Source organism: Flavobacterium sp. HSC-61S13 (assembly GCF_024171535.1).
Lineage (GTDB): Bacteria > Bacteroidota > Bacteroidia > Flavobacteriales > Flavobacteriaceae > Flavobacterium.
This window is the reverse complement of the sequence record NZ_JALJZV010000001.1, coordinates 184063-207072: the sequence shown is the minus strand read 5'-3', so window position 1 is coordinate 207072 and position 23010 is coordinate 184063. Positions and strand designations below refer to the sequence as shown.

Sequence of the window (23010 nt, the reverse complement as noted above, 5' to 3'; positions counted from 1 at the left end):
AAAACTGGATTCAGCTTTCGACAAGGCACACGTATGGCTAACAAGCCATCGTTTTAGCTTATTTTAGGTGGTTGCCAAATGGAAGAGTAGCCTGAAGAATAGTAGGCTTCTTTGAAACCGAATTTTTGCTTTTTAATTTCAGCAAAAGGGTTAGCTGTTTTTAAATCTATTGGTATTGGTAAGCTTACAGAAGATGAAGAAGTGCTGCATCCACAAGAACTGTGCTTACAATTGCCGTCGCAGTCGTGACTATCTTTACATTTTTTACAGGACTTGTCCTTACAACTGCTTTTATGTTCTGCTTTTGCAGATTGGTCTTTTGAGCAGGATTTTTGCTCTGTCTTACTTGCTTTTTTTGCACAAGCATAGCTTATGCTTGGCATTAGGAAAAAGCCCAAACATAGTAAGATGACAAAGCTGATATGTTTACTCAAATTTTTCAACACTACAAAATTATGAAATTATTTCTTTTAATTGCTATATTTTGCACTTTCGTGAACTGCAAACACAGAATTATAGATAAAATGTCCAAATCACTAGTCTGCATAGTCCTTTTTATGCTTATTAAAATAAATATACAGTTAATTACCTAAAGTGTTTGTTACAAGTTAAATAACTAAACAGGTATTAGGATAAGGAAATTATCTTTGTTTAATGGTTCTATCTTAAAACCTGCTTTCTGTACAGTTTCAATTACCTGTTCTTGTGTAATTCCTTCCGATTTTACGGTAAGCACCTTGTCTTTAGTTGCATCTACTTCCCAATGGCTATACCATCGGCATTATCCAAATGAGGTTTTACAGATGCTACACATCCACCACAGTTAATATTTGTTTTGAATTGTAAGTCTTAATTCTTTTCCATTTTGTTTATTGAATAATTCATTAAAGTTTAAAACTGCGTAATCGCAATGCATTTACGATTACTGATACAGAACTTAAAGACATTGCTAAAGCTGCAATCATTGGTGATAATAAAATTCCGAAAAACGGATATAAAATACCTGCTGCAATTGGAACACCAAGCACATTGTAGAAAAAGGCAAAGAATAAGTTTTGTTTGATGTTTTTCATAACAGCATGGCTCAAATTTTTTGCTTTAACGATACCTAATAAATCGCCTTTTACTAAAGTTATTTTGGCACTTTCTATGGCTACATCGGTTCCAGTTCCCATAGCTATTCCGATATTGGCTTGTGCTAATGCCGGAGCATCATTTATACCATCACCAGCCATAGCTACAATTTTCCCTTCTGCTTGTAAACGTTTAATTTCGTTGAGTTTATCTTCGGGTAAGCATCCTGCTTTATAGGAAGACAAACCTAATTCATCCGCTACTGCTTTGGCTGTATTAACATTGTCACCAGTAAGCATAATTACTTCTACACCTTGAAGCATTAGTTCTTTTATCGCTGCTGCACTCGAAGTTTTTATCGCATCGGTAATTGAAACAAAACCAACTGTAACACCATCAACAGCAATGTAAGAAACCGTTTTACCAAGTTTTTGTTCTGCAATAATTTTGTTTTCTAAATCGTCAGAAATAGTTGCCTTAACCTGTTCCATTAGTTTTTTATTGCCTAATGCTACTTTTCTATTGGTAACCGTTCCTGTAACTCCTTTTCCTGTAACATTTTCAAAATCTTTGACTCCAATTAATGAAATAGATTTTGTTTTGGCATAATTGACTACTGCTTGTGCCAATGGATGTTCACTGTATTGGTTTAAGGAAGCTATATTTTGCAATAAATCATCCTCGTTATTAGTTGATGCGTAAATTTTTTCTACCGAAGGTTTTCCCTCTGTTAGCGTTCCTGTTTTATCTGTTATTAAAACATCCACCTTATTCATATTTTCTAAGGCTTCGGCATTTTTAATTAATACTCCAGATTGTGCTCCTTTGCCCACACCCACCATCACAGACATCGGCGTGGCTAAACCTAAAGCACAAGGACAAGCTATGATTAAAACTGCAATGGCATTTATAAATCCATAAACCTTCGCTGGTTCTGGACCAAATAGTGCCCAAACAAAAAAAGTAATTACTGAAATGATTACTACAATGGGTACAAAATATTTAGAAATACTATCGGCTAATTTTTGAATGGGTGCTCTTGAACGAGAAGCATCGTTAACCATTTGTACAATTTGAGAAAGTAATGTTTCAGAACCTACTTTTTCGGCCATCATTACAAATGATTTGTTCCCGTTGATTGTTCCCGAAATTACATTATCGTCTTTCTTTTTGTCAACGGGAATTGGTTCTCCTGTAATCATTGCTTCATCAATACTGCTTTCACCATCGGTTATTTTTCCGTCAACTGGAATTTTATCTCCTGGTTTTACGCGTAATAAATCACCTTTCTTAATATCATGAATGGAAATCACTTTATCGCCCCCTTCACCAATCAAAGTAGCTTCGGTTGGCGCTAATTGTAATAACGCTTTTATAGCTCCACTGGTTTGGCTATGTGCTCTTGCTTCTAACAATTGTCCCAACAAGACCAGTGTAATGATTACTGTTGCCGCTTCAAAATAAAGATGAATGGTTCCGTGTTCGGTTTTAAATTCTTCGGGAAAGATATTCGGAAACAGCATTCCTACAATACTAAACAAAAATGCAACTCCAGTTCCTATTCCGATAAGGGTAAACATGTTTAGATTCCAAGTGATTATGGATTTCCAAGCTCGTACAAAAAACATCCAACCAGCATAGAAAATAACAGGAATTGAAAACAGAAATTGCACCCAGTTCCACATGTTACTGTCCATTATTTGAAATAACGGATTGTTATGCACCATTTCCATCATGGCAATAATGAAAATTGGCACCGTAAAGAGGGTTGCAATTTTCATTTTTTTAAGCAAATCCAGATAGGTTTTTTTTTCTTCGGAATCGCTTGGTTCCATGGGTACTAAATCCATTCCGCATATAGGACATGAACCCGGACTATCTTGAATAACTTCGGGATGCATTGGGCAGGTGTACATCGTTTTCTTTACATTCAATTCTGCTTCTTTTACCAAATGCATTCCACAAACAGGGCAATCGCCAGCTTTATCATAGGTTTTATCGCCTTCACAATGCATTGGGCAATAGTATTTGCCTTTTATATTGCTAGTCACTTCGATTGTTTTATCATCGTGAGAATGAGCGGAGCAGCAGGATTTTGCCACTGGTTCATTTGTCGTGGTATGTTGTGGGCTTTTGTTATTGCTCATTTCTATGGTATATTTTCCAACAGCGGTTAATGCTTTTTGCAATTGTGTAGTTGGAATGTGTTTATCCATAGTGAGGGTAGCTGAGTTTTCATCTTTTGAAACTTCAACATTTGTCACATTTTCAACCTTTAATAAAGCCGATTTCACCTTTGCTTCGCAACCTCCACAGGTCATACCTGTTACTTGATATTTGTGTACCATTTTGTATGAGTTTTATTGTGATACAAAGTTCCATATTGTTTCCATTTTTTCGTTGTGGAATTTTGGGAATGATTTGTAAGATTTACTTAGACCTTATCCAAAGACTTCCTTTTATCTTCCCGTATTTGCTTGAAATGACTTGGCGTTAGTCCTGTTACCTTTTTGAATTGGTTGCTTAAATAGGCTACACTTGAGTAATTTAAACGGAAAGCAATTTCACTCAAAGACAGTTCATCATATACCAATAATTCTTTTACCTTCTCTATTTTTTGGGCAATAAAATATTTTTCGATAGTAGTGCCTTCAATTTCTGAAAATAAATTAGAGAGATAATTATAGTCGTGGTGTATCTTGCTATTTAAAACATCCGACAAATTGTATTTTGTTTCTCCATCCTGATGATGAACGAGGTCAATAATAATATTTTTTATTTTTTCTATAATTCGGCTTTTTTTATCATCTATTAATTCAAAGCCTAATACAGTCAGTGCTTTCACTAAATTGGTTTTAACGTTTTCAGGTAATTCTTTGTCCAAGGTAACTTCTCCCAGCTTTATATTTTTCACAGTCAATCCAAGCTTCTCCAATTCATTCTGCACTACCATAATACAACGGTTGCAAACCATATTTTTTATAAAGAGTGTTGTCATATATTTTGGGGTTTATTTGAAATTATATTACGGCTCTATAAAATTACAATTAATATTTCCTGATAATTGTCGAATTGTTGTCAATCGACCTATTTATTCTCTGCTTGTCTAATTATTCACTTATAATTTTGTATATACCTACTGTTTGCAGATAGGAAGAATGCTCAAGTAATTTGCTAATGTGCATTACCGCATACCATCATTCAAAGCACTGGCTATTTTCCTATTTATAATATTTTTTCTTTAGCCATAAACTTGCCTTTACCAATAATATGAGTACCGGAACTTCCACCAGTGGGCCGATAACGCCCACAAATGCCTGTGGCGAATGAATGCCGAAAACAGCTATTGCAACAGCTATTGCCAATTCAAAATTGTTTCCTGTGGCTGTAAATGCGATGGATGCGTTTTTGTCGTAAGGAACTTTAAGGGATTTATTGATAAAGAAACTCACAAAAAACATCAGTACAAAATAGATGATTAAGGGTACAGCTACTTTTACCACATCCATTGGCAACTCTACTATTTTATCGCCTTTCAGACTGAACATTAATACGATGGTAAACAGTAAAGCATACAATGTAATGGGCGATATTTTGGGTACAAATTTCCGATTATACCATTCTATTCCTTTTGATTTTACAAGGAAGTAGCGGCTTAAAAAACCTGCCAAGAATGGAATACCCAAGTATATCAGTACGCTTTCGGTCACATCTTTTATAGGTACGCTTACATTGAAATTGGCTAATCCTAATTTTGCAGGTAATACGTTGATGAATAACCAAACTAAAAAACTGTAAGTAAATATCTGGAAGATGCTGTTTAATGCGACCAATAAGGCGGCGTATTCCCTGTTGCCTTTTGCTAAATCATTCCATACGATAACCATTGCGATACATCTTGCCAAACCTATCAATATTAAGCCTATCATATAATCCGGCTCATTTCTTAAAAACAGAATGGCTAATACGAACATTAAAACAGGTCCAATAATCCAATTCAGTAATAATGATATACTGATTACTTTTTTGTCCTTAAATGCCATAGGCAATAATGAATAATCAACCTTTGCCAATGGTGGGTACATCATCAATACTAAACCTATTGCCAACGGAATATTTGTAGTGCCCACGGATAGAGCGTTTGTAATTTTTGAGATACCGGGAAATATATATCCCAATCCTATACCTACTGCCATTGCAAGGAATATCCATAAGGTTAGGTAACGGTCGAGAAATTTTAGTTTTGGTTGCATTGATTATCTGCTGATTTTTGAAAAGACATAAAACATTTCCGTTGCTATCTGTAAACTTCTTTCGGCATAAACCTGTGTCTGTTCCGGTGTATTGTCTGAAATTTTAGGGTCTTCAAATGTGATAGGTATCCTCTTTTCTGCTCCTGCAATAAAAGGGCATCCGCCGTCTGCCTGTGAACAGGTCATAATAGCAGCAAATTCTGATACAGGGTTGAAAGGGCTATCATATTTTTTAGAAAAACCAACAATCGGCAAAGAATTATCACTATACTTTATGGCATATACAGGATTATTATTGTGGGCTATTTTGAAAATACTAAACCCCTGACTGGTCAATGTTTCTGCAATTTTCGGAAATAATGCCGTTTCTTCTGTACCACCCGAATAACAATGTACCTTTGGGATAACATAGTGTGCTGCTGCTACCTGTGCCCAAACCTGCGATAAATGGCTTCTTCGGGAATTGTGGGTACAAATGAAATTGATATTTATTTCCTGCTTGTCATTTACTTTTTGCTGTACAAAATCTATCAGCGGTTGCAATGTGCTTTTTCGCTCTTCACTTATGCTTTGAAAAGCAACAACATTGTTTATTGTTTCAACTAAATTCTTATACATTTTGATTGATTTAAAGGGTTTAACAACAGCCTGAATTAGGTGTACAGGAAGCATTATTCAACGCTGATAATTTTATTTTTTGCTTTTCGACAGGAATACCGCAAGCATCCTGAGCAAGACAAGCTGTTGTTTTACTTTTCAGTACGAATGTTTTTCCGTTGAAATCCAAATCATATTTCCCGATAGTATCACTTTGATATTCTACTTCAATTTCAGCATCTTCCATACCTAATTTTTCTTCGGATAGTTTGATGATGTTTAATAGCTTGGTTGGCTTCAATCTATGTTCGAAATCGTCAGCATTCCACAACTGAAAGTTGACTACTTTTTCATTGCGGATTACACCGCCACAATCAATAAATTTTTTATTGATTTGCCCCACTTCGGTAACGTGGAAATGTTCAGGAACAAATGTTCCGTTCTCTAATTGAAATTCAACATTCTCTAATGTTGGTAAGATTTCTTTGATTTTTGATAGTTTCATAATTCTATTATTTAATTGTTATATTGCATTGTTGCGATTGATTTAGTCAAAATAAATGCTTAGCAGCATTTATCAATACCTATATCGTCAACGAAGAAAGTATTGAGTTCCTTCTTAATCTGTTGCCAAACATTTTCATCAATGCAGTAGCATACACTGGTTCCCTCTATATTTCCTTTAATAATACCAATGTTTTTTAGTTCTTTCAAATGCTGCGAAATGGTAGCTTGTGCCAATCCCAATTCCTCTACCAAGTCATTACAAATACAGGTATTTTGTTTAATGATATATTGTAGGATAGCTATGCGTGCAGGATGAGCCAATGCCTTTAGCGAAGTTGCTAAACGGTTCTGCTGTTCCGTAAATATTTCAGTTTTTGTAACTCCCATTTTTATCTATAATTATACATCGCAATATTACGATTAATATTTTAACTACCAAAATTGTTTAAAAAAATATTTAGTGATGTTTATCCCTATTGCACCAAATGTTGCAAATCCGGATCATTCTTAATCCTTTCCAATTCCGTTGCAATAATTAGAACGATGTCTTTTTTTATTTGGCGATAATTGCTTTCGATTTCTTGTTTCATTTTATCTTCACCCTGCACATCAACAAAGGATAAGATTTGCGGTATCTCCTGATAAACTTTAGTTTCTGCGGCAACTTTTTCATTGTCCACAACAATTTCAGCGTGAAATATTTTTTGCTCGATACGTTCATCAAAGTTATCGGATACAGACCCCACAAACATACCTTGTGTTAGTGTTGAAATTTTGGAAGCTGGAATAAGACTATCTAATTGTGTAGAAATGGAAGTTGACGTATCATTTCGGTTGATTGATATACTTTGACGCTTTTGCAATACTTTCCCGAACCTTTCCGAAAGGCTCTTTGCAGTTTCGCCAACTACCTGGCCCGAAAATATATTGCCCACAGTGTTTTGGATAACCTTTGCTTCTTTATCGCCATAATCCCTTATCAATTGCGAAAAATCCTGAAAGCCTAAACAAACTGCCACCTTATTACTTCGGGCAGTTGCAATAAGATTATCTAATCCACGAAAATAAATAGTGGGCAACTCATCAATAATAACAGAACTCTTTAATTGCCCTTTTTTATTAATGAGTTTGACAATCCTTGAATTATACAATCCCAAAGCTGCCGAATAAATATTTTGACGGTCGGGATTGTTTCCAACACAAAGGATTTTCGGTTCTTTGGGATTGTTGATGTCCAGTGAAAAATCATCGCCAGTCATTACCCAATACAATTGTGGCGAAATCATTCTTGATAAAGGAATTTTTGCTGATGCAATCTGCCCCTGTAATTGGTCTTGTGCACCACTTTGCCACGCATCCATAAACGGCGAAAGATAATTTTCTAGATCAGGATATGAAGTAAGGATAGTGAATACATCCGAATACTTCTTGTTCAGTAATTCAATGGCGTGTGGAAAGGTGCAGTATTTCCCATTATCATAGATTTTGAGATACCAGATAATTGCTGCTAACAAAATAATTGGACTTTCCACAAAGAAATCGCCCTGCTTTTGTATCCAGCTTCGGTTGAGGTTCAGCATTATGGTATATGCTGCTTCGTAAGCGTCAGAGATGTCCGTCATAAAATCAGGATTGAGTGGATTACAACGGTGGCTTTTTCTAGGGTCATCAAAGTTGATCACATAGAATTTGGGCTGTACTTCGTATTTATCCTTATGCTTCAGTAAATGGTTATAGGCAATGGTAGAAAGATCGTCAAATTTAAAATCGTAGATGTACATTGAGAACCCTTTCTCAATCTGTTGCTTGATATAGTTGTTTACGATAGCATACGATTTTCCGGAACCTGGCGTTCCTAAAACAATGGTTGCCCGAAAAGGATTGACTATGTTAATCCATCCGTTATTCCATTTGTTTTTGTAATAAAATTTTGTGGGAAGATTGACAGAATATTCATTTTCCATCAATTTGGTTTCCTGCTGAAAGCTTTCGTTTTCATTATTGAAAACATCGTCCATCAGGTTGGTGCGAAGTAAACGGCTCATCCAAACGCCAGCTACCATCAAAGCGATGTAGCCTAAACCTGTGGTAAGGACATAAAGGAATGTAGCTGTGTTTAATGATAACTTTAGTAAAGGTGTGTTCAGAAAAAACAGGACAAAGCCAATTCCCCAAGCCACATAAATTTTAGTCCAAGTTATTTTTTCATTTTTAACACCTTTGGTTCCCAAACAACTCAAAGCCAGCAATACCAAAGCAAATACTTTGGTATATAAGGTATGCGAAAACAATCTAGCGGTCCGTTGAAAATTGCCTAATATTTTGTTGATGAGTTCCAGTGTCCAGCCACGTTCTATAAAGAAACCATAACAAAACCAATAAAGGTGCATAAGTACCAAAAGAATGCTGACTGCCCGCATAAAAGCCATAATCTTGGCAAGTCCTCGTAAATCATCTTCTCCCTGCATTATTTTAATTTTTAATGTTCGGGCGTGAATTTAAAGACTGTAAATAATGGCTTGAGGAAAGTGGTCGTCAATGGCGGTGAGAGGCAGTGTTTGGCTTTCGGTTACCTCTGACTTCTTGTCCGTTTCCGCTTCTTCTTCATTTTATCGGCAAAATCCAGTTCCTCATAATCTTCGCCCTGTGCTTCGGGTAACAATCCGCCAAATGCTTCAATCAAGCCGTCTTCGTGTTTTTCAGTATTCATGAAATCGAATAAATGATGAGGTTTTTCCGCAGGAAGATTTGCATCGTTCGGTCTTGATATTTTCGATTGTAGTTCAACAGGTTCTTTGATATCGGGTTTGATATTATTATTCCAATAAGCATCAAAGGTATTGGCAGAAAGTTCTTTGCCTAAACGTGAACCGTTCCAAACCGTTTTAGAATTGTGGTCTATAAAAGTTATTCCGTAAATACGTCCTGTATCATTTCTACGCACCACTACATTAATGCCCTGTTCACTTAACTGCTTCTTAAAAGCCTGCTCATCACTTATTGATTTTAGAGCAATAGTTACGGCAGCTTTAATGGTTGATTTTGTCCGGTGGTCTTTTAAAACCTCTTTGCATTTCGCAAAATGCAATTCCAAAGTTGAAAGCCCTGCATTTTTCCCGAATAAGGAAGCTTTGAAAGGATGACTTACTTTTTCAGTTTTATCGTTCAATGCGAAATATAATAGTCCTTGTTGGAGTTTACCTTGTAGTTCGCCTGTCACTTTTTCAGTAGTAATATTGAATAACGAAAGCAATGCATTGTATTCGCCCAATGTCTGATATTGGTAATATTTCGGTAAATGGCGAAGTACCGAAGCTATCTGACTTTTTACATCACCTTTCTGGTAATTCACAGGGCTAAAAATCTTATCGTTCTGCTTGTGTTCCTTATCTGTTGCAGATACCAATCCGTGTTGCCTTTCGAGTTCTCGACACACATTCATAGACCGCATTTTCTCAAATTTATCTGAAATCTTTTTGCCTTCTTCATTCACACAAACCGAAACAATATGTATGTGCATTCTGTCGATATCAGTATGCTTGAACACGACAAAAGGCTGTTCGCCATAACCCATTTCACGCATATACTGCTCTGCCAACTCTCTAAATTTTTCATCACTAACATTATCTTTCGGGTCGGGATTGAGCGAAATATGCAACGTATGTTTTTCGGTATTTCGATTTGCAATAAGATAAGGCGTAAAAGATTGGCTCAATTGTGCTACAGAATAATGCCCGCTTGGTGTTTCAATTATCTTATTGGCAAACAGAATTTGTCCGTTTTCCTTTTCCACTTTAAGATTATTGTATGCCAAAGCACCATATAAGTTACTGCTCCTTCCAATTTTTGCTATCATTTTTAGACCTGTTTTTTTAGATGATTTGCTTCAAATTCTTCGATTAGCTGAATGATTTTTTGGCATAACAATACCATTTCAATCGTCTGTTTTTCCAATTTATAGAGGTAGGCAGATCCTTTTTTCTCTGAAAAATTCTTGTACAATAGCTTTACAACTTGGTTATAATTTACACCGACCGAGCGAAATTGACTGTGAAACGAAGTCAATCGCATATAAAAATCAACTGTTCCTTTATCAATTTGAATGGTCTTTATCGTTTTTTCAAAGATGCAGGACGTTATAAAATGTGCCTTTACCAGCATTCCCGACTGGTCAAAGAGCGAAAGAAATCGGCTGTGCTCTTCTTCATTAAAGGAAATTGTATATCTAATCTTCGCCGGGTCTTCTTTAGGTCGGCGTCCGGTCTTTTTTAATTGTTTTCTGTTGTTTTCGTTCATCACAAATCCATTTATAATTTACACAAAACCCTGACTTCGGAAGGTGTTTTTCAGCCCCCGGCAGGGCAAGTTGTTTTGAGCATCCGAAATCGTTTCGAGATGCTCAAAACACAACTTGCCGTGTTCTGATGAACACAAAAATCCGCCCTTCGGGACGGATTAAATGTAGCAGGGAAAAACGGCTCGATGCCGTTCTGCTTAGTGTCCATTCTGTCAAGATGCTTTTGCATAAATCCGTTAATAAAAATCTCTTTACAAAGTAAAGACCTACCCGTAAGAGTATTGCAATGCAATACCCGGACTAACACTGCCTTTGAATGCCAAACACTACCACGATGATAAAAGCACCTATATATCTGCATTTCTTTGTACCTATAAACAGATATAAGGGCATAGTTAGGTATGCAGGTAACAACATAAGTACGCAATCAGCTATGTAGAAAAGTACAACTATACGGATATGAAAAAGTATCTATTGAAATACCTTATTATGCATCCCGGTACGGACATATTCATGTACATAAGTAAGTCTGGTGGTACAAACGCATCTGTCTGCATATAACCATAAGCGTGTATTCAGGTACATAGACAGCTTGGTGCATAATTATCTGCTTAACTATATAAATATGTACCGAGCGACAAACATATATGCAGTAATAAACAAGTAGATAGCTGCGGATATACGGACATAAGTAAATGGATAAATAATTAAAAACAGTAGAAATATGAATGCAAAATACACAACAGTATTTATCGCCTTTTCTTCTCAAAAAGGCGGTGTCGGTAAAAGTACATTTACAGCGCTTGTTGCGAGTACGATGCACTATCGGTTGGGCTACAATGTTGCCGTATTTGATGCGGATTTTCCACAGCACAGCCTGATGAAAATGAAAACCCGTGATTTGGCGATGGTAATGGAAAACGAAGCTTTAAAAAAGCTGGCTTACAAACAGTTTACCACCATCAACAAAAAAGCCTATCCGATTATGCAATCCAAAGCTGATAGTGTATTAGAAACCGCTCACGAATTTTTAAGTAGTTCTTCAGTGCCGATTGATGTGGTCTTTTTTGACCTGCCCGGAACGGTTAACACGCCTGGTATTTTGAATGCATTGGCAGGAATGCACCACATTTTTACACCTATCACGGCAGACCGAGTGGTAATGGAAAGCACACTGATTTTTACACAGCTTTTGCAGGATGTGATTATGAAAAAAGGCGAAACTTCCATAGAAACCATCAATCTGTTTTGGAACCAGGTTGATGGCAGGGAAAGTACACCTTTATACGAGGTTTATAACCTACTCATCGACCAATTAGGATTAAGCCTGATGCAGAGCCAAATCAAAAACAGCACCCGTTTTCGCAAAGAAAGTGAAGTAAACAGCAAAGCCGTTTTCCGCTCTACGGTAATGCCACCTGATGAACGCTTGATGAAAGCCTGTCAGTTAGATCAATTTGTAAATGAATTTTTAAAAATCATTAAATTATAGTCTAATGGAAAAAGAAAACAAGAAAAAAAACACGCCCGATATTAACGAGGAACTGATGATGAGCCTGATGGTAGATGGCGTAAAAAAAGAGGGATTACAGTTACCCACAGAACAAACTATTGAAGCCCTCGAAAAGGAATATGTTCAGACCGAAAAACTACCATTGGAGAAACCTGCGGTGAAGGAAAAGACCAAAATTAAAAAAACAAACGAAACAGATTACGAAAGCCTCTTTTTCAAAAGAACAGACACGAATGCCCGAGATGGAAAAACGGTATATATCCGACCAGATTTTCACGAAAAATTGTCACGTATTGTACAAGTAATAGGCGAAGACAAAATATCCATTTACGGTTATTTAGACAATTTAGTGGACTACCATTTTCAGGAATTTGGCGAGCAGATTACCAGGAGTTTTAATGATAAATACAAACCCATTTTATAAGTTATGGAAATAGTAATTGTGATATGCCTGCTGATTGTGATTGCCCTGCTTGTGCAGGACAAGATTGTAATCAAAAAAAGTTCAGAAAGAAAACCGATACAGGAAAAAAGCAACACTAAACTGCCCGATATTATGGGGCAACCTAGACCTAAGAGAAGCCTTTCGGTGCCAAACAATGCCACCGAAAGCCAAGTTGAAGAACTGGAAATAAATCCTGATAATTTTGACATAGAATACGACGAAAATGAAAACGTCGGCATTCAAATTCCGCAGGAAGAACTGGACGAAGTTTTCAGTAATATACCTGATTTTGAGGAAGAGGAGGAAGAATGGAACAGGTACGAATTATCCGATGGCGATAACGGTTTCGCCCAAGGGGTTACCTTTGAAGAACTAAGTTCCGTGGGGATACTGCTTCAAAAAGAAAAACTGGTGCAATCTCAAAAGGAAACAGCGATAGCTATAGTTCAGAAAATACAGGGAACTGAATTATTCAGTCTTTTGGAAAATTCTATGGAAGGCGCTTCTCGTAAAATAGCAGAGCTATTGGATAGTAGCCTTTCTTCTGAAACGGAAGCTGGTTCTTCCACTTTGCGGAAAAATGATTTTGATAGTTTTGACATTGGGAAGTTTGTATAGACTTCCCAATGTTTTTTTATAAAGGATTTTCCAAAAAATCTTCAAATAACGAATAGTTTTTTGAGCCTTTAGATTTGTTTATTTTTCCCATTATTGTCCCATCAATTCGACCTTTTAGGTACAATGCCAAATCATCAAAATATTTAACATCAATATAATTAATCCCTGAAGCTTTATATCTTTTGGATAACGAAATAGTGAATGAAGCCCAATTGAATTTTTCGCCTTTTTTGCTTAGTTCAAATTGTTTCCAATCTCCGTATCGTTTTTTAAGATAATCGATGTAGTTCTTTTTAGAAAGTTCTTTGCCTAAAGCTCCTTCAGGTAATTCAAATTTTGGTTTTACCGGTTTGATTTTCTTTATAAACTGTGGGAAATACTTATGTAATAAAGCTTCTGACTGTTCAATGTTTTTCGTTATAGTATCCCATCCCCAATAATATAAGTGGAATGGTAATTCTTGTTCTTTCGCAATCTGATTTAAATACTCTTGTATTTGTGTATCATCCCGAAATGTTGAAACAAAAATAAACTTGTCAAAATCAATTTTTAAATCTTTTACTTTTTCTAAATCTGCATTTATATCTTGAATTAAATTTTTTCTAATTGCGTCATCCTTTTTTTCAATGCTTTTTAATTTGCATTGTATTACCGTTTTAGTTTTTGCGGAAAAGACATCAATCCCTTTTTGATTTTGACCCTTCACACCAAAAGTCTGAAAGTCTATGTTTTCATAAGACAGCGTGTTTTCTACAAAATTGAATAAATCACACGTGAATTCCTCAAATAATCTTTCATCCTTTAAAGGCGGTAGTTGATATTTTGCCATTTAAAAAAATCTTTTAAAAATTGTTTCTTGTTCGCTATCAGAATACTCTGCTATCACTTGTTTAGACCAATCAAAGTCGAACTTGCCAAACTTATTTTCATCTCGGCTTAAATCAATTTCATCTTCATTGAATGTAAGTATATATTGAAAATTGTGTAGCTCATTTGATTTTTGGAACATATAATTCAGAACATTGGTTATCGTTTTGTTCGATATAGCGTGAAACACTCCATCGTGTACCAAGCAATCAGGAAGATTTCGATTGTCGATACGGCTTTTCAAAAACACCATTAAGTCATAGGCTACAATCTTTAACCGCTCTTGTCCTAAAGCATCTGCTTTTGGAATTTCTAAATTAATCTTGAAAGGTAACTGATTTCTTGGTGTTGTAGAATTCAATGGAATATTGAAGTAAGAATTATCGAACTCTTCATCTAAATAAATAGCATTTTCAAGAATTTGCTGAAATAGCAATCTTAATTCATCAATATAAGGTTGTTGCTTGTTTAATTCGCTGAGCATATCTCTTTTTAGTTCAGCGATGACAATATTAGAATTTCCCAATATTTCCTCAATTTCGTCAATCTCTCTTACAATTGATGTATTACGTTCCAAAAGTGTTTTCTCATTCACTAATCTTTCATAAGTACTTTCAATTCTATCCAAAGCACCTCTTTCTTTTAACAAGGAAAATAATTGACTTCTATTTTTTTCTGATTTTTCAAGCTGTTTTAAGCTTTGGTCTATGGAAGACTGTAGCTTTTTTTCTTCCTCTAAAAGATATTTATTTCTATTAGCAAGAAGTTGCTTTTTAAAATCGATAACCTCATCTAAGTTTTTCTTAACAAAATTTCCAAAAGTTGTTATCGTTTCGTTGTAAAGCTTTTGAATTTTAGCCAGGTCAATTGATGAGACATCACTGTAAGAGGATTTTAGTTTTTCTAATTTTCGATTTGCATTGTGATAGATTACAGATTGCTCATTGATTTCAGAAATAACTTGATTTAGTTTTTGCTCTATCTCTTTGTGATTATCGAGAAAATTATATTCTTTCAAACTATTTTCAATTGCAGAAATGTCTTTTTCGATTTTTAACCGTTCTGTTCTAAATTCCTGAATATCTTTACCAGTATCTGCTTTAATTTTTTCAGATAAGGATTTTACGGTGTTATTATATTTTTCATATTCGGAAGAGACTTCATTATATTTTAAAAGTGTTTTAGTCGGAAGATTAAGCAGATAAAAATTATATAATGCTTTTTCTCTAGCATTTGCATTATAAGAAACGAAATTTAAAGGATCTGCTCTTTGCTGACTTTGTAAATCATCCTTAACAAAAAACTCCATCAACGTTCCATATCTTTTTCCTTCAAAGAATACTTCATTATTTTCAGTGGGGAAAAATATTCCCTCCAGAACTTTGGGCATTTCAGATTTTTCATATTCATCCAGTACATCTGGTCGTTTACCAAAAAATATTTTTTTTGTATCAGCAAAACCTCTTTTGATAAAATATTTTTGTCCTTGAATTTGAAATTCTAAAGTAATCGTATGTTCATCGTCTCTTAAAAAGTCATATTTTTTTTGATTAAATCTTTTTTCAGCTTTACCACTTAATAAAGTAAAATCTATAAGCCTAACTAAAGTAGATTTACCAATTCCATTAATTCCTCTGGCTTCCTTATCTTCCGAATATTTACCCAATATGATATTTATACCATTGTGAAATGGAACAGCATCTATAAGGTTGGTATCTGAATATATTCTAATTAACATCTTAGTCGAATAAAGTTGTTTGGATTTCTTCTTCATTTTCTTTCTTCACCAATTTTATTTTATATCCTTTTTTTTCTACACTACCAAGAGTGTGCAAAAAAGTTAGCGCATATAGAAAAAGATCCGGTGTTCTGTCTTTGTCTCTTTTTAAAAACTTTTGCATCACATCATCGACAATAGCATATTTGTTTTTAAATGGAGCATTACCCATAATACTGATAATATCTGCTCCCAATACCATAAGATTGGTTTTTAAATTGCTTTCTGGTTGAGGTAGTATCATAATTCACTATCTGTTTTTCTTCCAATTAAACATTGCTCAAACATATACAACAATATGGATTTAACGCATTTTACATATTCATCGTCTTTAATATTGCCGTATTCTCTGGTGTACTGGTCTGTAAGGTTGTATAATCTTTCTTTAAAACTGCCTGAAAGTTTATTGTAATCATTTATTATTCTTCTTTTTAGTACATTGATTTCATCATCGTTATAACCAGAAAGTATATTGTTAATTGTAGTAAATTCCTCCATTACCAATATCATTTCCGAATTCATTCCGTCCCAATCGTCCTGCTCAAAGTTCAACTCAATTTTCTTTTGAGGAGGAACCAAGGTTTTTTTGTCAAAATGAATGGCTTTGTCTTCTACATTTGAAGCATTTAATAAATCATTAATGATTTCCTGGATATAATCTTGGATAAAGAAATTTTCAATTCCCAAATAAGCTGCAAGTTTTCGTTTTTTACTTGATGTCAGTTCATCTATAATAGAAAGAAGTTGGTCTATCCCTTTGATTGAAGTATTTCCATCTAATCCCTGAATTAAGGTTAGTTGCTCGGGAGCAACTTCGTGGTTTACATACATTTCCCAGTTAGGATATTCAGCCTTCCAGTTTTTTTGATACTTCTCAAAATCACCTTCTTTATTTTTAGCCCCTAAGACTTTTGTTTCAAAATCAGGTCTGTTATATTTTCTTGGAGCATAACAAGCTAATATTTTTTGTTCAGGCAAAACAGTACCATCATTGCCCTTATCTTTGTTCCTCCTTATAGGTACATAGTCATCTACACCATATTTCAAAAGAAACAGTTCATCAACAAATTCTTCGAACTCAAAGCCTTCTTTGGATTGAATTTGTATTTTAAAGGCATTTTTTAATAGTTTATCCATAAACAAATCAGAGTTCTAAATTAATTTTAACCCTTCCATCAAATCCTTTTTCTACAATTTCTTTAAGGGTCTGGAGCTTAATGTTATTGCCATAATCAGTTTCTACTTTGGAGATATAACTCCTTTTCTTCCCAACTTTTTGCGCTAATTGTTCTTGTGTCAAATGTCTCTGTTCTCTAGCTTGTTTCAACATCTCTCCAATATGTTTACCAGATATTTTCATCTTAAAATGATTAAAATAGATTTCATTACGAAAGTACAAATGTAATTTAAAAGTTGCATTAAGCAAACACTGGACTTCCAAAAAAAAAAATTGTAAAAACAATTTCAACATTGAAATATCGCAACAGATAGCCACCTACAGCCAAGTAATTCCACTCACTGCCACATTGTTATAAGGCCTCTTTTTCTATAACACCTTTGTCACGAAAGCCCGCAAGGTGTGGGAAAGAATAACAATTTAATGTGTTTCAATTATGAAAAAACAGAGAAAAAAAGCTTTGCTGGCAGCCGTGGCTATGCTGTCGGGAATTGGTGCCTTCGCACAAGGAAATGGTACAGCCGGTATCAACGAAGCAACCCAAATGGTAACGTCTTATTTCGATCCTGCCACACAACTCATCTACGCCATTGGTGCCGTAGTAGGTCTCATCGGAGGTGTTAAAGTGTACAACAAGTTCAGTTCGGGTGATCCTGATACGAGCAAAACGGCGGCTTCGTGGTTCGGTGCGTGTATTTTCCTCATCGTAGCGGCAACCGTCCTTCGTTCATTCTTTCTTTAATCCCCTGCCTTATGAGTAATTATAACATCAATAAGGGTATTGGAAGAACGGTGGAATTTAAAGGGTTGAAAGCGCAATACTTGTTCATTTTCGCAGGTGGATTGCTCGGCACATTAATCCTGGTGATGATACTATATATGATCGGGGTTAATTCTTACATCTGTCTTTTTCTTGGAGCAGGTGGTGCTTCGCTGATTGTGTGGCAAACCTTCTCGCTGAACAGAAAATATGGCGAATACGGATTAATGAAAATAGCGGCTAATAAACGGCATCCTCGCTACATCATTTGTCGCAAGCCTGTACATCGTTATTTAAAATTTACCACTAAACCTAATGTACGATGATAAATACAGCAAAATCAACAACACTGGAAAGCAAGTTTCCATTATTGGCGGTAGAGAACAATTGTATTCTGTCAAAAGATGCGGACATTACTGCCTGCTTTGAAGTACATCTGCCGGAGCTGTTTACCGTGGCTTCTGCTGAATATGAAGCTATCCATTCCGCTTGGCATAAGGCTATCAAAACCTTGCCAGATTTCACGATAGTCCATAAACAGGATTGGTACATCAAAGAAAATTATGCGCCAGATCTGGCAAAAGATGACCAAAGTTTTCTAGCAAAATCCTACCAACGCCATTTCAATGAACGTCCTTTTCTGAACCATTATTGTTATCTGTTCATAACTAAAACGAGCAAAGAGCGTATGCGAATGCAGAGTAATTTCAGTTCGCTTTGCAGAGGAACACTGATACCGAAGGAAATCAGGGATAAGGAAGTGATACATCGCTTTATGGAAGCCATAGCACAATTTGAACGTATCGTAAACGATAGCGGGTTTATCAAACTGCAACGGTTGACCGAAGACGAAATCATAGGTACAGATGGAAAGCAGGGATTATTGGAGCAATACCTAACATTATCAAGAGAAGTTGGAACACCGATGCAAGACATTGCATTGGGTGGCGAAGAAATTCGTATTGGTAACAAAAGATTGTGCCTGCACACTTTATCTGATACCGACGATTTACCCGGAACAGTATCTGCTGATACCCGTTTTGAAAAACTATCTACCGACCGAAGCGACTGCCGTTTGTCATTCGCTGCACCTGTGGGCTTGCTGTTAAGCTGTAACCACATTTACAACCAGTATTTGTTTTTGGATAACAGCGAAGCCAACCTGCAAAAGTTTGAAAAGTCTGCAAGAAATATGCACTCGTTGGCTCGCTACAGTCGGGCAAATCAAATAAACAAAGAGTGGATAGAAAAATACCTGAATGAGGCACATAGTTTTGGACTGTCATCCATCAGAGCGCATTTCAATATTATGGCTTGGTCAGATGATGCCAACGAGCTCAAACAAATAAAAAATGATAGTGGTAGCGCTTTGGCATTAATGGAATGCAAACCACGCCACAACACTACGGACGTAGCTACTTTGTACTGGGCAGGAATGCCGGGCAATGCAGGCGATTTTCCGAGTGAGGAAAGTTTTTACACGTTTATCGAACCTGCTTTGTGTTTTTTTACAGAAGAAACCAATTACCACAATTCGCCATCGCCATTTGGTATTAAGATGGCTGACCGATTGACCGGAAAGCCTATTCATTTGGATATATCGGATTTACCGATGAAACGGGGTATCATCACGAACCGGAACAAGTTTATACTTGGTCCTTCGGGAAGTGGAAAATCATTTTTCACTAACCATATGGTTCGCCAATATTATGAGCAAGGTGCTCACGTTTTGTTGGTTGATACCGGTAATTCTTATCAGGGTTTATGCGAACTCATCAAAGGCAAAACCAAAGGTGAAGACGGCGTTTACTTTACTTATACCGAAGATAATCCTATTGCCTTTAATCCTTTCTATACCGATGATGGTGTGTTCGATATTGAAAAAAGGGAAAGTGTCAAAACGCTCATCTTGACTTTATGGAAGCGTGATGATGAACCACCAACTCGTTCAGAAGAAGTGGCATTGTCCAATGCTGTAAGTGGTTATATCGACCGTATTAAACAACACAACGAATTTCCTTCCTTCAATGGTTTTTATGAATATGTAAAAGGAGATTACCGCAAGGTATTGGAAGAAAAACAAGTTCGTGAGAAAGACTTTGATATTGCCAATTTCCTTAATGTATTGGAACCTTATTACAAAGGAGGCGAATATGATTATCTGCTGAACTCCGACAAACAGTTAGACCTACTTTCTAAACGCTTCATTGTGTTTGAAATCGATGCTATTAAGGATCACAAAATCCTCTTTCCAATCGTGACCATCATCATTATGGAAGTGTTCATCAACAAGATGCGTCGCTTAAAAGGTATCCGAAAACTCATCCTGATTGAAGAAGCCTGGAAAGCAATTGCCAAAGAAGGAATGGCGGAATACATAAAGTACCTTTTTAAAACCGTTAGGAAGTTTTTTGGTGAAGCCATTGTGGTAACCCAGGAGGTGGACGACATCATCCAATCGCCCATTGTCAAAGAAAGTATCATCAACAACTCCGATTGTAAAATCCTGCTCGACCAACGTAAGTACATGAACAAGTTTGATGACATACAAACGATGCTTGGACTTACAGACAAAGAGAAGGCACAGGTACTTTCCATTAACATGAACAACGATCCCTCACGATTATACAAAGAAGTATGGATTGGTTTAGGTGGTACACACTCGGCAGTCTATGCTACCGAAGTTAGCATGGAGGAATATCTCGCATACACGACCGAAGAAACCGAAAAAATGGAAGTTATGAATCTAGCTTCCGAATTGGACGGTAATGTAGAACTCGCCATTAAGCATATCGCCATCGAGCGACGTGATAAATCAAATCAGTAACAATTTTAAATTTTAAAACAATGAAAAAAATCATGTATTTGGTATGTACGGCACTTATGCTTACCGTAGCACCATCAGCGAAAGCGCAATTTGTAGTCACCGATCCAGCAAATCTGGCATCGGGTATTCTTAACAGTGCCAATGAAATCATACAGACTTCATCTACCGTATCCAATGTTGTTAAAAACTTCAAAGAAGTGGAAAAGGTATATAAACAAGGCAAAGAATATTACGACAAACTACAGGCGGTAAATAACCTTGTGAAAGATGCCCGTAAGGTGCAACAAACCGTACTTCTGGTAGGCAATGTATCCGAAATGTACGTTCAGAATTTTGGTAAAATGATGAACGATCCGAACTTTTCTCCTCAGGAATTAGCAGCTATCGCCAACGGCTATTCAGCATTGCTTAATGAAAGTACGGAGCTATTAAAAGAACTCAAACAAATCGTATCGTCATCAAGCTTGTCACTAAATGACAAAGAGCGTATGGATATTATTGATAAAGTATATAAAGAAGTAAAAGAATATCACAGTCTGGTACGCTACTACACCAATAAAAATATCTCCGTAAGTTTTTTAAGATCGAAAAAACAGAACAACACTCAAAGAGTACTTGAGCTGTATGGCACTTCAAATCAAAAATACTGGTAGTTATGGAATTTCAAAATCTTCACGAAGTCCTGCGTTCCTTGTATGATGAAATGTTACCTCTCTCCGCCGATATGGCGGCAGTGGCTAAAGGCGTAGCGGGCTTGGGAGCTTTGTTTTATGTCGCCATAAAAGTATGGCAGGCACTCAGCCGAGCAGAACCGATTGATATGTATCCGTTGCTCCGTCCTTTCGCATTGGGCATCTGTATCATGTTTTTTCCAACCATGGTATTGGGAACTATTAATGCCGTGTTAAGCCCGGTCGTACAAGGTACTCACGCTATTCTTGAAAATCAGGTGCTTGACCTCAATGATTTGCAGGCTAAAAAAGACCTGTTGGAACGGGAAGCGATGTTGAGAAATCCCGAAACCGCTTACCTCGCGAGCGATGAAGAGTTCGACAAAAAACTCGAAGAATTGGGTTGGTCGCCATCCGATTTGGCAACGATGTCGGGAATGTACATAGAACGTGGTATGCACAGTATGGAACAAAGCGTAAAGGACTGGTTTCGTAACCTGCTCGAAGTTCTGTTTCAGGCGGCAGCATTGGTAATTGATACCATACGGACGTTTTTTCTGATCGTTTTATCCATTCTCGGACCCATAGCTTTTGCTATTTCTGTATGGGATGGTTTTCAGAGTACGCTCACGCAATGGCTCACCCGATATGTGAGTGTTTATCTCTGGCTTCCAGTCGCTGACTTGTTCAGCTCTATGTTAGCCAAAATACAGTCACTCATCATCGAAAAAGATATCGCAATGCTTGCCGACCCGGCGTACATACCCGATACGAGCAATACCGTATATATCATCTTTATGATTATCGGTATCGTAGGATACTTTACCATTCCAACGGTAACAGGTTGGGTTATCCAAGCAGGAGGTGCAGGAAACTTTACCCGTAATGTAAACCAAGCGACGATGAAAGCCGGAAATATCGCTGGAGCTGGAGTGGGTTCAGCAACAGGAAATATCGGTGGTAAGTTAATGGGCAAATAAAAACAATTTAATCATTAAAGAAAATGGAATTTAAAACCTTAAGAAATATTGAAAACAGTTTTCGCCAAATCAGGCTGTACGCCATTGTATTTGCCGTACTCTGCATAAGTGTTGTAGGATATGCCGTCTGGCAATCTTACCACTTTGCGGAGCTACAACGCCAAAAAGTATATGTCTTGGACAATGGCAAATCATTGACGTTGGCTTTAGCACAAGACGCAAGTATCAACCGCCCTGTGGAAGCAAGGGAACACCTCAAACGATTTCACGAATTGTTTTTCACTTTGGCACCTGATAAGAGTGCTATCGAAAGCAATATGAAACGGGCATTTAATCTTGCTGACAAAAGTGCCTTTGATTATTACAAAGACTTGTCAGAGAAAGGGTATTACAGCCGTATCATATCAGGGAATGTTCAGCAGCGCATCGAAGTGGATAGTGTGGTGTGCAATTTTGATACCTATCCGTATTCGGTGCGTACCTACGCCAAACAATTCATTATCCGTTCGAGCAATGTAACTAAACGAAGTCTGACTACTTCCTGCTATCTGGTGAACTCTGTTCGTTCAGACAACAATCCACAGGGCTTTAACATTGAAAAGTTTGCGGTGGTTGAAAACAAAGATATAGAAGTCATTGAACGCTAA

The 23010-nt window shown here is 36.5% G+C and carries 24 protein-coding genes and 1 pseudogene; 9 read left to right on the top strand and 16 right to left on the bottom strand.

All coding sequences use genetic code 11. From position 1 onward, the window contains the following. Positions 1-53: 53 nt before the first annotated feature. The 11 genes and pseudogenes from L1275_RS00920 to mobA all read right to left on the bottom strand — a co-directional run bounded on the left by L1275_RS00920 (position 54) and on the right by mobA (position 10727). The gene (locus L1275_RS00920) at positions 54-434 is read right to left on the bottom strand and encodes a hypothetical protein (protein WP_253468773.1); all 381 of its coding nucleotides are present in this window, start codon (positions 432-434) and stop codon (positions 54-56) included. A 182-nt stretch (positions 435-616) separates the two neighbouring features. Further along, positions 617-828: pseudogene (locus tag L1275_RS00915) on the bottom strand (heavy-metal-associated domain-containing protein). Positions 829-884: 56 nt separating this feature from the next. Continuing rightward, complete coding sequence (locus L1275_RS00910; protein ID WP_253468771.1) at positions 885-3422, bottom strand: heavy metal translocating P-type ATPase; 2538 nt, start codon at positions 3420-3422, stop codon at positions 885-887. A gap of 86 nt (positions 3423-3508) precedes the next feature. Further along, positions 3509-4072 (bottom strand): AraC family transcriptional regulator, encoded by a 564-nt coding sequence (locus L1275_RS00905; protein ID WP_253468769.1) that lies wholly within the window; start codon positions 4070-4072, stop codon positions 3509-3511. Between the two features lie 223 nt (positions 4073-4295). Continuing rightward, positions 4296-5327, bottom strand: a complete 1032-nt coding sequence (arsB, locus tag L1275_RS00900) for an ACR3 family arsenite efflux transporter (RefSeq protein ID WP_253468767.1) — start codon at positions 5325-5327, stop codon at positions 4296-4298. 3 nt (positions 5328-5330) lie between these two features. Then, positions 5331-5945, bottom strand: a complete 615-nt coding sequence (locus L1275_RS00895; protein ID WP_253468765.1) for a low molecular weight phosphatase family protein — start codon at positions 5943-5945, stop codon at positions 5331-5333. 19 nt (positions 5946-5964) lie between these two features. Further along, entirely contained in the window at positions 5965-6429 is a 465-nt protein-coding gene (locus L1275_RS00890) for a DUF6428 family protein (RefSeq protein ID WP_074590668.1), read from the bottom strand. 59 nt (positions 6430-6488) lie between these two features. Continuing rightward, the gene (locus tag L1275_RS00885) at positions 6489-6818 is read right to left on the bottom strand and encodes a helix-turn-helix transcriptional regulator (protein ID WP_074590670.1); all 330 of its coding nucleotides are present in this window, start codon (positions 6816-6818) and stop codon (positions 6489-6491) included. A gap of 86 nt (positions 6819-6904) precedes the next feature. Next, positions 6905-8899, bottom strand: coding sequence for a conjugal transfer protein MobC (gene mobC, locus L1275_RS00880; protein ID WP_253468763.1), 1995 nt, complete (start codon positions 8897-8899; stop codon positions 6905-6907). Positions 8900-9000: 101 nt separating this feature from the next. Then, positions 9001-10287, bottom strand: coding sequence for a conjugal transfer protein MobB (gene mobB / locus L1275_RS00875; protein ID WP_253468761.1), 1287 nt, complete (start codon positions 10285-10287; stop codon positions 9001-9003). 2 nt (positions 10288-10289) lie between these two features. Continuing rightward, the gene (gene mobA / locus L1275_RS00870) at positions 10290-10727 is read right to left on the bottom strand and encodes a conjugal transfer protein MobA (protein ID WP_074590682.1); all 438 of its coding nucleotides are present in this window, start codon (positions 10725-10727) and stop codon (positions 10290-10292) included. A gap of 725 nt (positions 10728-11452) precedes the next feature. Here mobA and L1275_RS00865 point away from each other — a divergent pair. Genes L1275_RS00865 through L1275_RS00855 form a run of 3 tightly spaced genes read left to right on the top strand, consistent with a single transcriptional unit; the run spans position 11453 to position 13304 of the window. Further along, complete coding sequence (locus tag L1275_RS00865) at positions 11453-12220, top strand: ParA family protein (protein WP_253468759.1); 768 nt, start codon at positions 11453-11455, stop codon at positions 12218-12220. Positions 12221-12224: 4 nt separating this feature from the next. After that, positions 12225-12665 (top strand): DUF3408 domain-containing protein, encoded by a 441-nt coding sequence (locus tag L1275_RS00860; RefSeq protein WP_253468757.1) that lies wholly within the window; start codon positions 12225-12227, stop codon positions 12663-12665. 3 nt (positions 12666-12668) lie between these two features. Further along, positions 12669-13304, top strand: coding sequence for a conjugal transfer protein TraD (locus L1275_RS00855; RefSeq protein ID WP_253468755.1), 636 nt, complete (start codon positions 12669-12671; stop codon positions 13302-13304). Between the two features lie 16 nt (positions 13305-13320). On the opposite strand, the gene L1275_RS00850 is transcribed toward L1275_RS00855, so the two are convergent. Genes L1275_RS00850 through L1275_RS00830 form a run of 5 tightly spaced genes read right to left on the bottom strand, consistent with a single transcriptional unit; the run spans position 13321 to position 17308 of the window. Then, the gene (locus tag L1275_RS00850) at positions 13321-14133 is read right to left on the bottom strand and encodes an endonuclease (protein ID WP_253468753.1); all 813 of its coding nucleotides are present in this window, start codon (positions 14131-14133) and stop codon (positions 13321-13323) included. Further along, positions 14134-15945: a DUF2326 domain-containing protein gene (locus L1275_RS00845; protein ID WP_253468751.1), complete on the bottom strand. Its 1812-nt coding sequence runs from the start codon at positions 15943-15945 to the stop codon at positions 14134-14136. Continuing rightward, positions 15911-16192 carry a hypothetical protein gene (locus L1275_RS00840; protein WP_253468749.1) on the bottom strand — a complete coding sequence of 94 codons (282 nt, stop codon included), beginning with the start codon at positions 16190-16192 and terminating at the stop codon, positions 15911-15913. Before L1275_RS00840 ends, L1275_RS00845 begins: the two co-directional genes overlap by 35 nt. Next, entirely contained in the window at positions 16189-17085 is an 897-nt protein-coding gene (locus L1275_RS00835) for a hypothetical protein (protein WP_253468747.1), read from the bottom strand. Before L1275_RS00835 ends, L1275_RS00840 begins: the two co-directional genes overlap by 4 nt. Before the next feature lie 7 nt (positions 17086-17092). After that, entirely contained in the window at positions 17093-17308 is a 216-nt protein-coding gene (locus tag L1275_RS00830; RefSeq protein WP_253468745.1) for a helix-turn-helix domain-containing protein, read from the bottom strand. A 253-nt stretch (positions 17309-17561) separates the two neighbouring features. Here L1275_RS00830 and L1275_RS00825 point away from each other — a divergent pair, with 253 nt between their 5' ends. From L1275_RS00825 to traK, 6 genes are read left to right on the top strand one after another with little or no spacing between them, the layout of a single operon-like run. Then, positions 17562-17867 (top strand): DUF4134 domain-containing protein, encoded by a 306-nt coding sequence (locus L1275_RS00825; protein WP_074590696.1) that lies wholly within the window; start codon positions 17562-17564, stop codon positions 17865-17867. Between the two features lie 11 nt (positions 17868-17878). Then, positions 17879-18211 (top strand): DUF4133 domain-containing protein, encoded by a 333-nt coding sequence (locus L1275_RS00820; RefSeq protein WP_074590698.1) that lies wholly within the window; start codon positions 17879-17881, stop codon positions 18209-18211. After that, positions 18208-20712 carry a TraG family conjugative transposon ATPase gene (locus tag L1275_RS00815; protein WP_253468743.1) on the top strand — a complete coding sequence of 835 codons (2505 nt, stop codon included), beginning with the start codon at positions 18208-18210 and terminating at the stop codon, positions 20710-20712. The genes L1275_RS00820 and L1275_RS00815 overlap by 4 nt, the downstream gene beginning before the upstream one ends. A 20-nt stretch (positions 20713-20732) precedes the next feature. Further along, entirely contained in the window at positions 20733-21365 is a 633-nt protein-coding gene (locus L1275_RS00810) for a DUF4141 domain-containing protein (protein WP_253468741.1), read from the top strand. 2 nt (positions 21366-21367) lie between these two features. Continuing rightward, the gene (gene traJ, locus L1275_RS00805; protein WP_253468739.1) at positions 21368-22363 is read left to right on the top strand and encodes a conjugative transposon protein TraJ; all 996 of its coding nucleotides are present in this window, start codon (positions 21368-21370) and stop codon (positions 22361-22363) included. A gap of 23 nt (positions 22364-22386) precedes the next feature. Next, the gene (traK, locus tag L1275_RS00800) at positions 22387-23010 is read left to right on the top strand and encodes a conjugative transposon protein TraK (RefSeq protein ID WP_253468737.1); all 624 of its coding nucleotides are present in this window, start codon (positions 22387-22389) and stop codon (positions 23008-23010) included.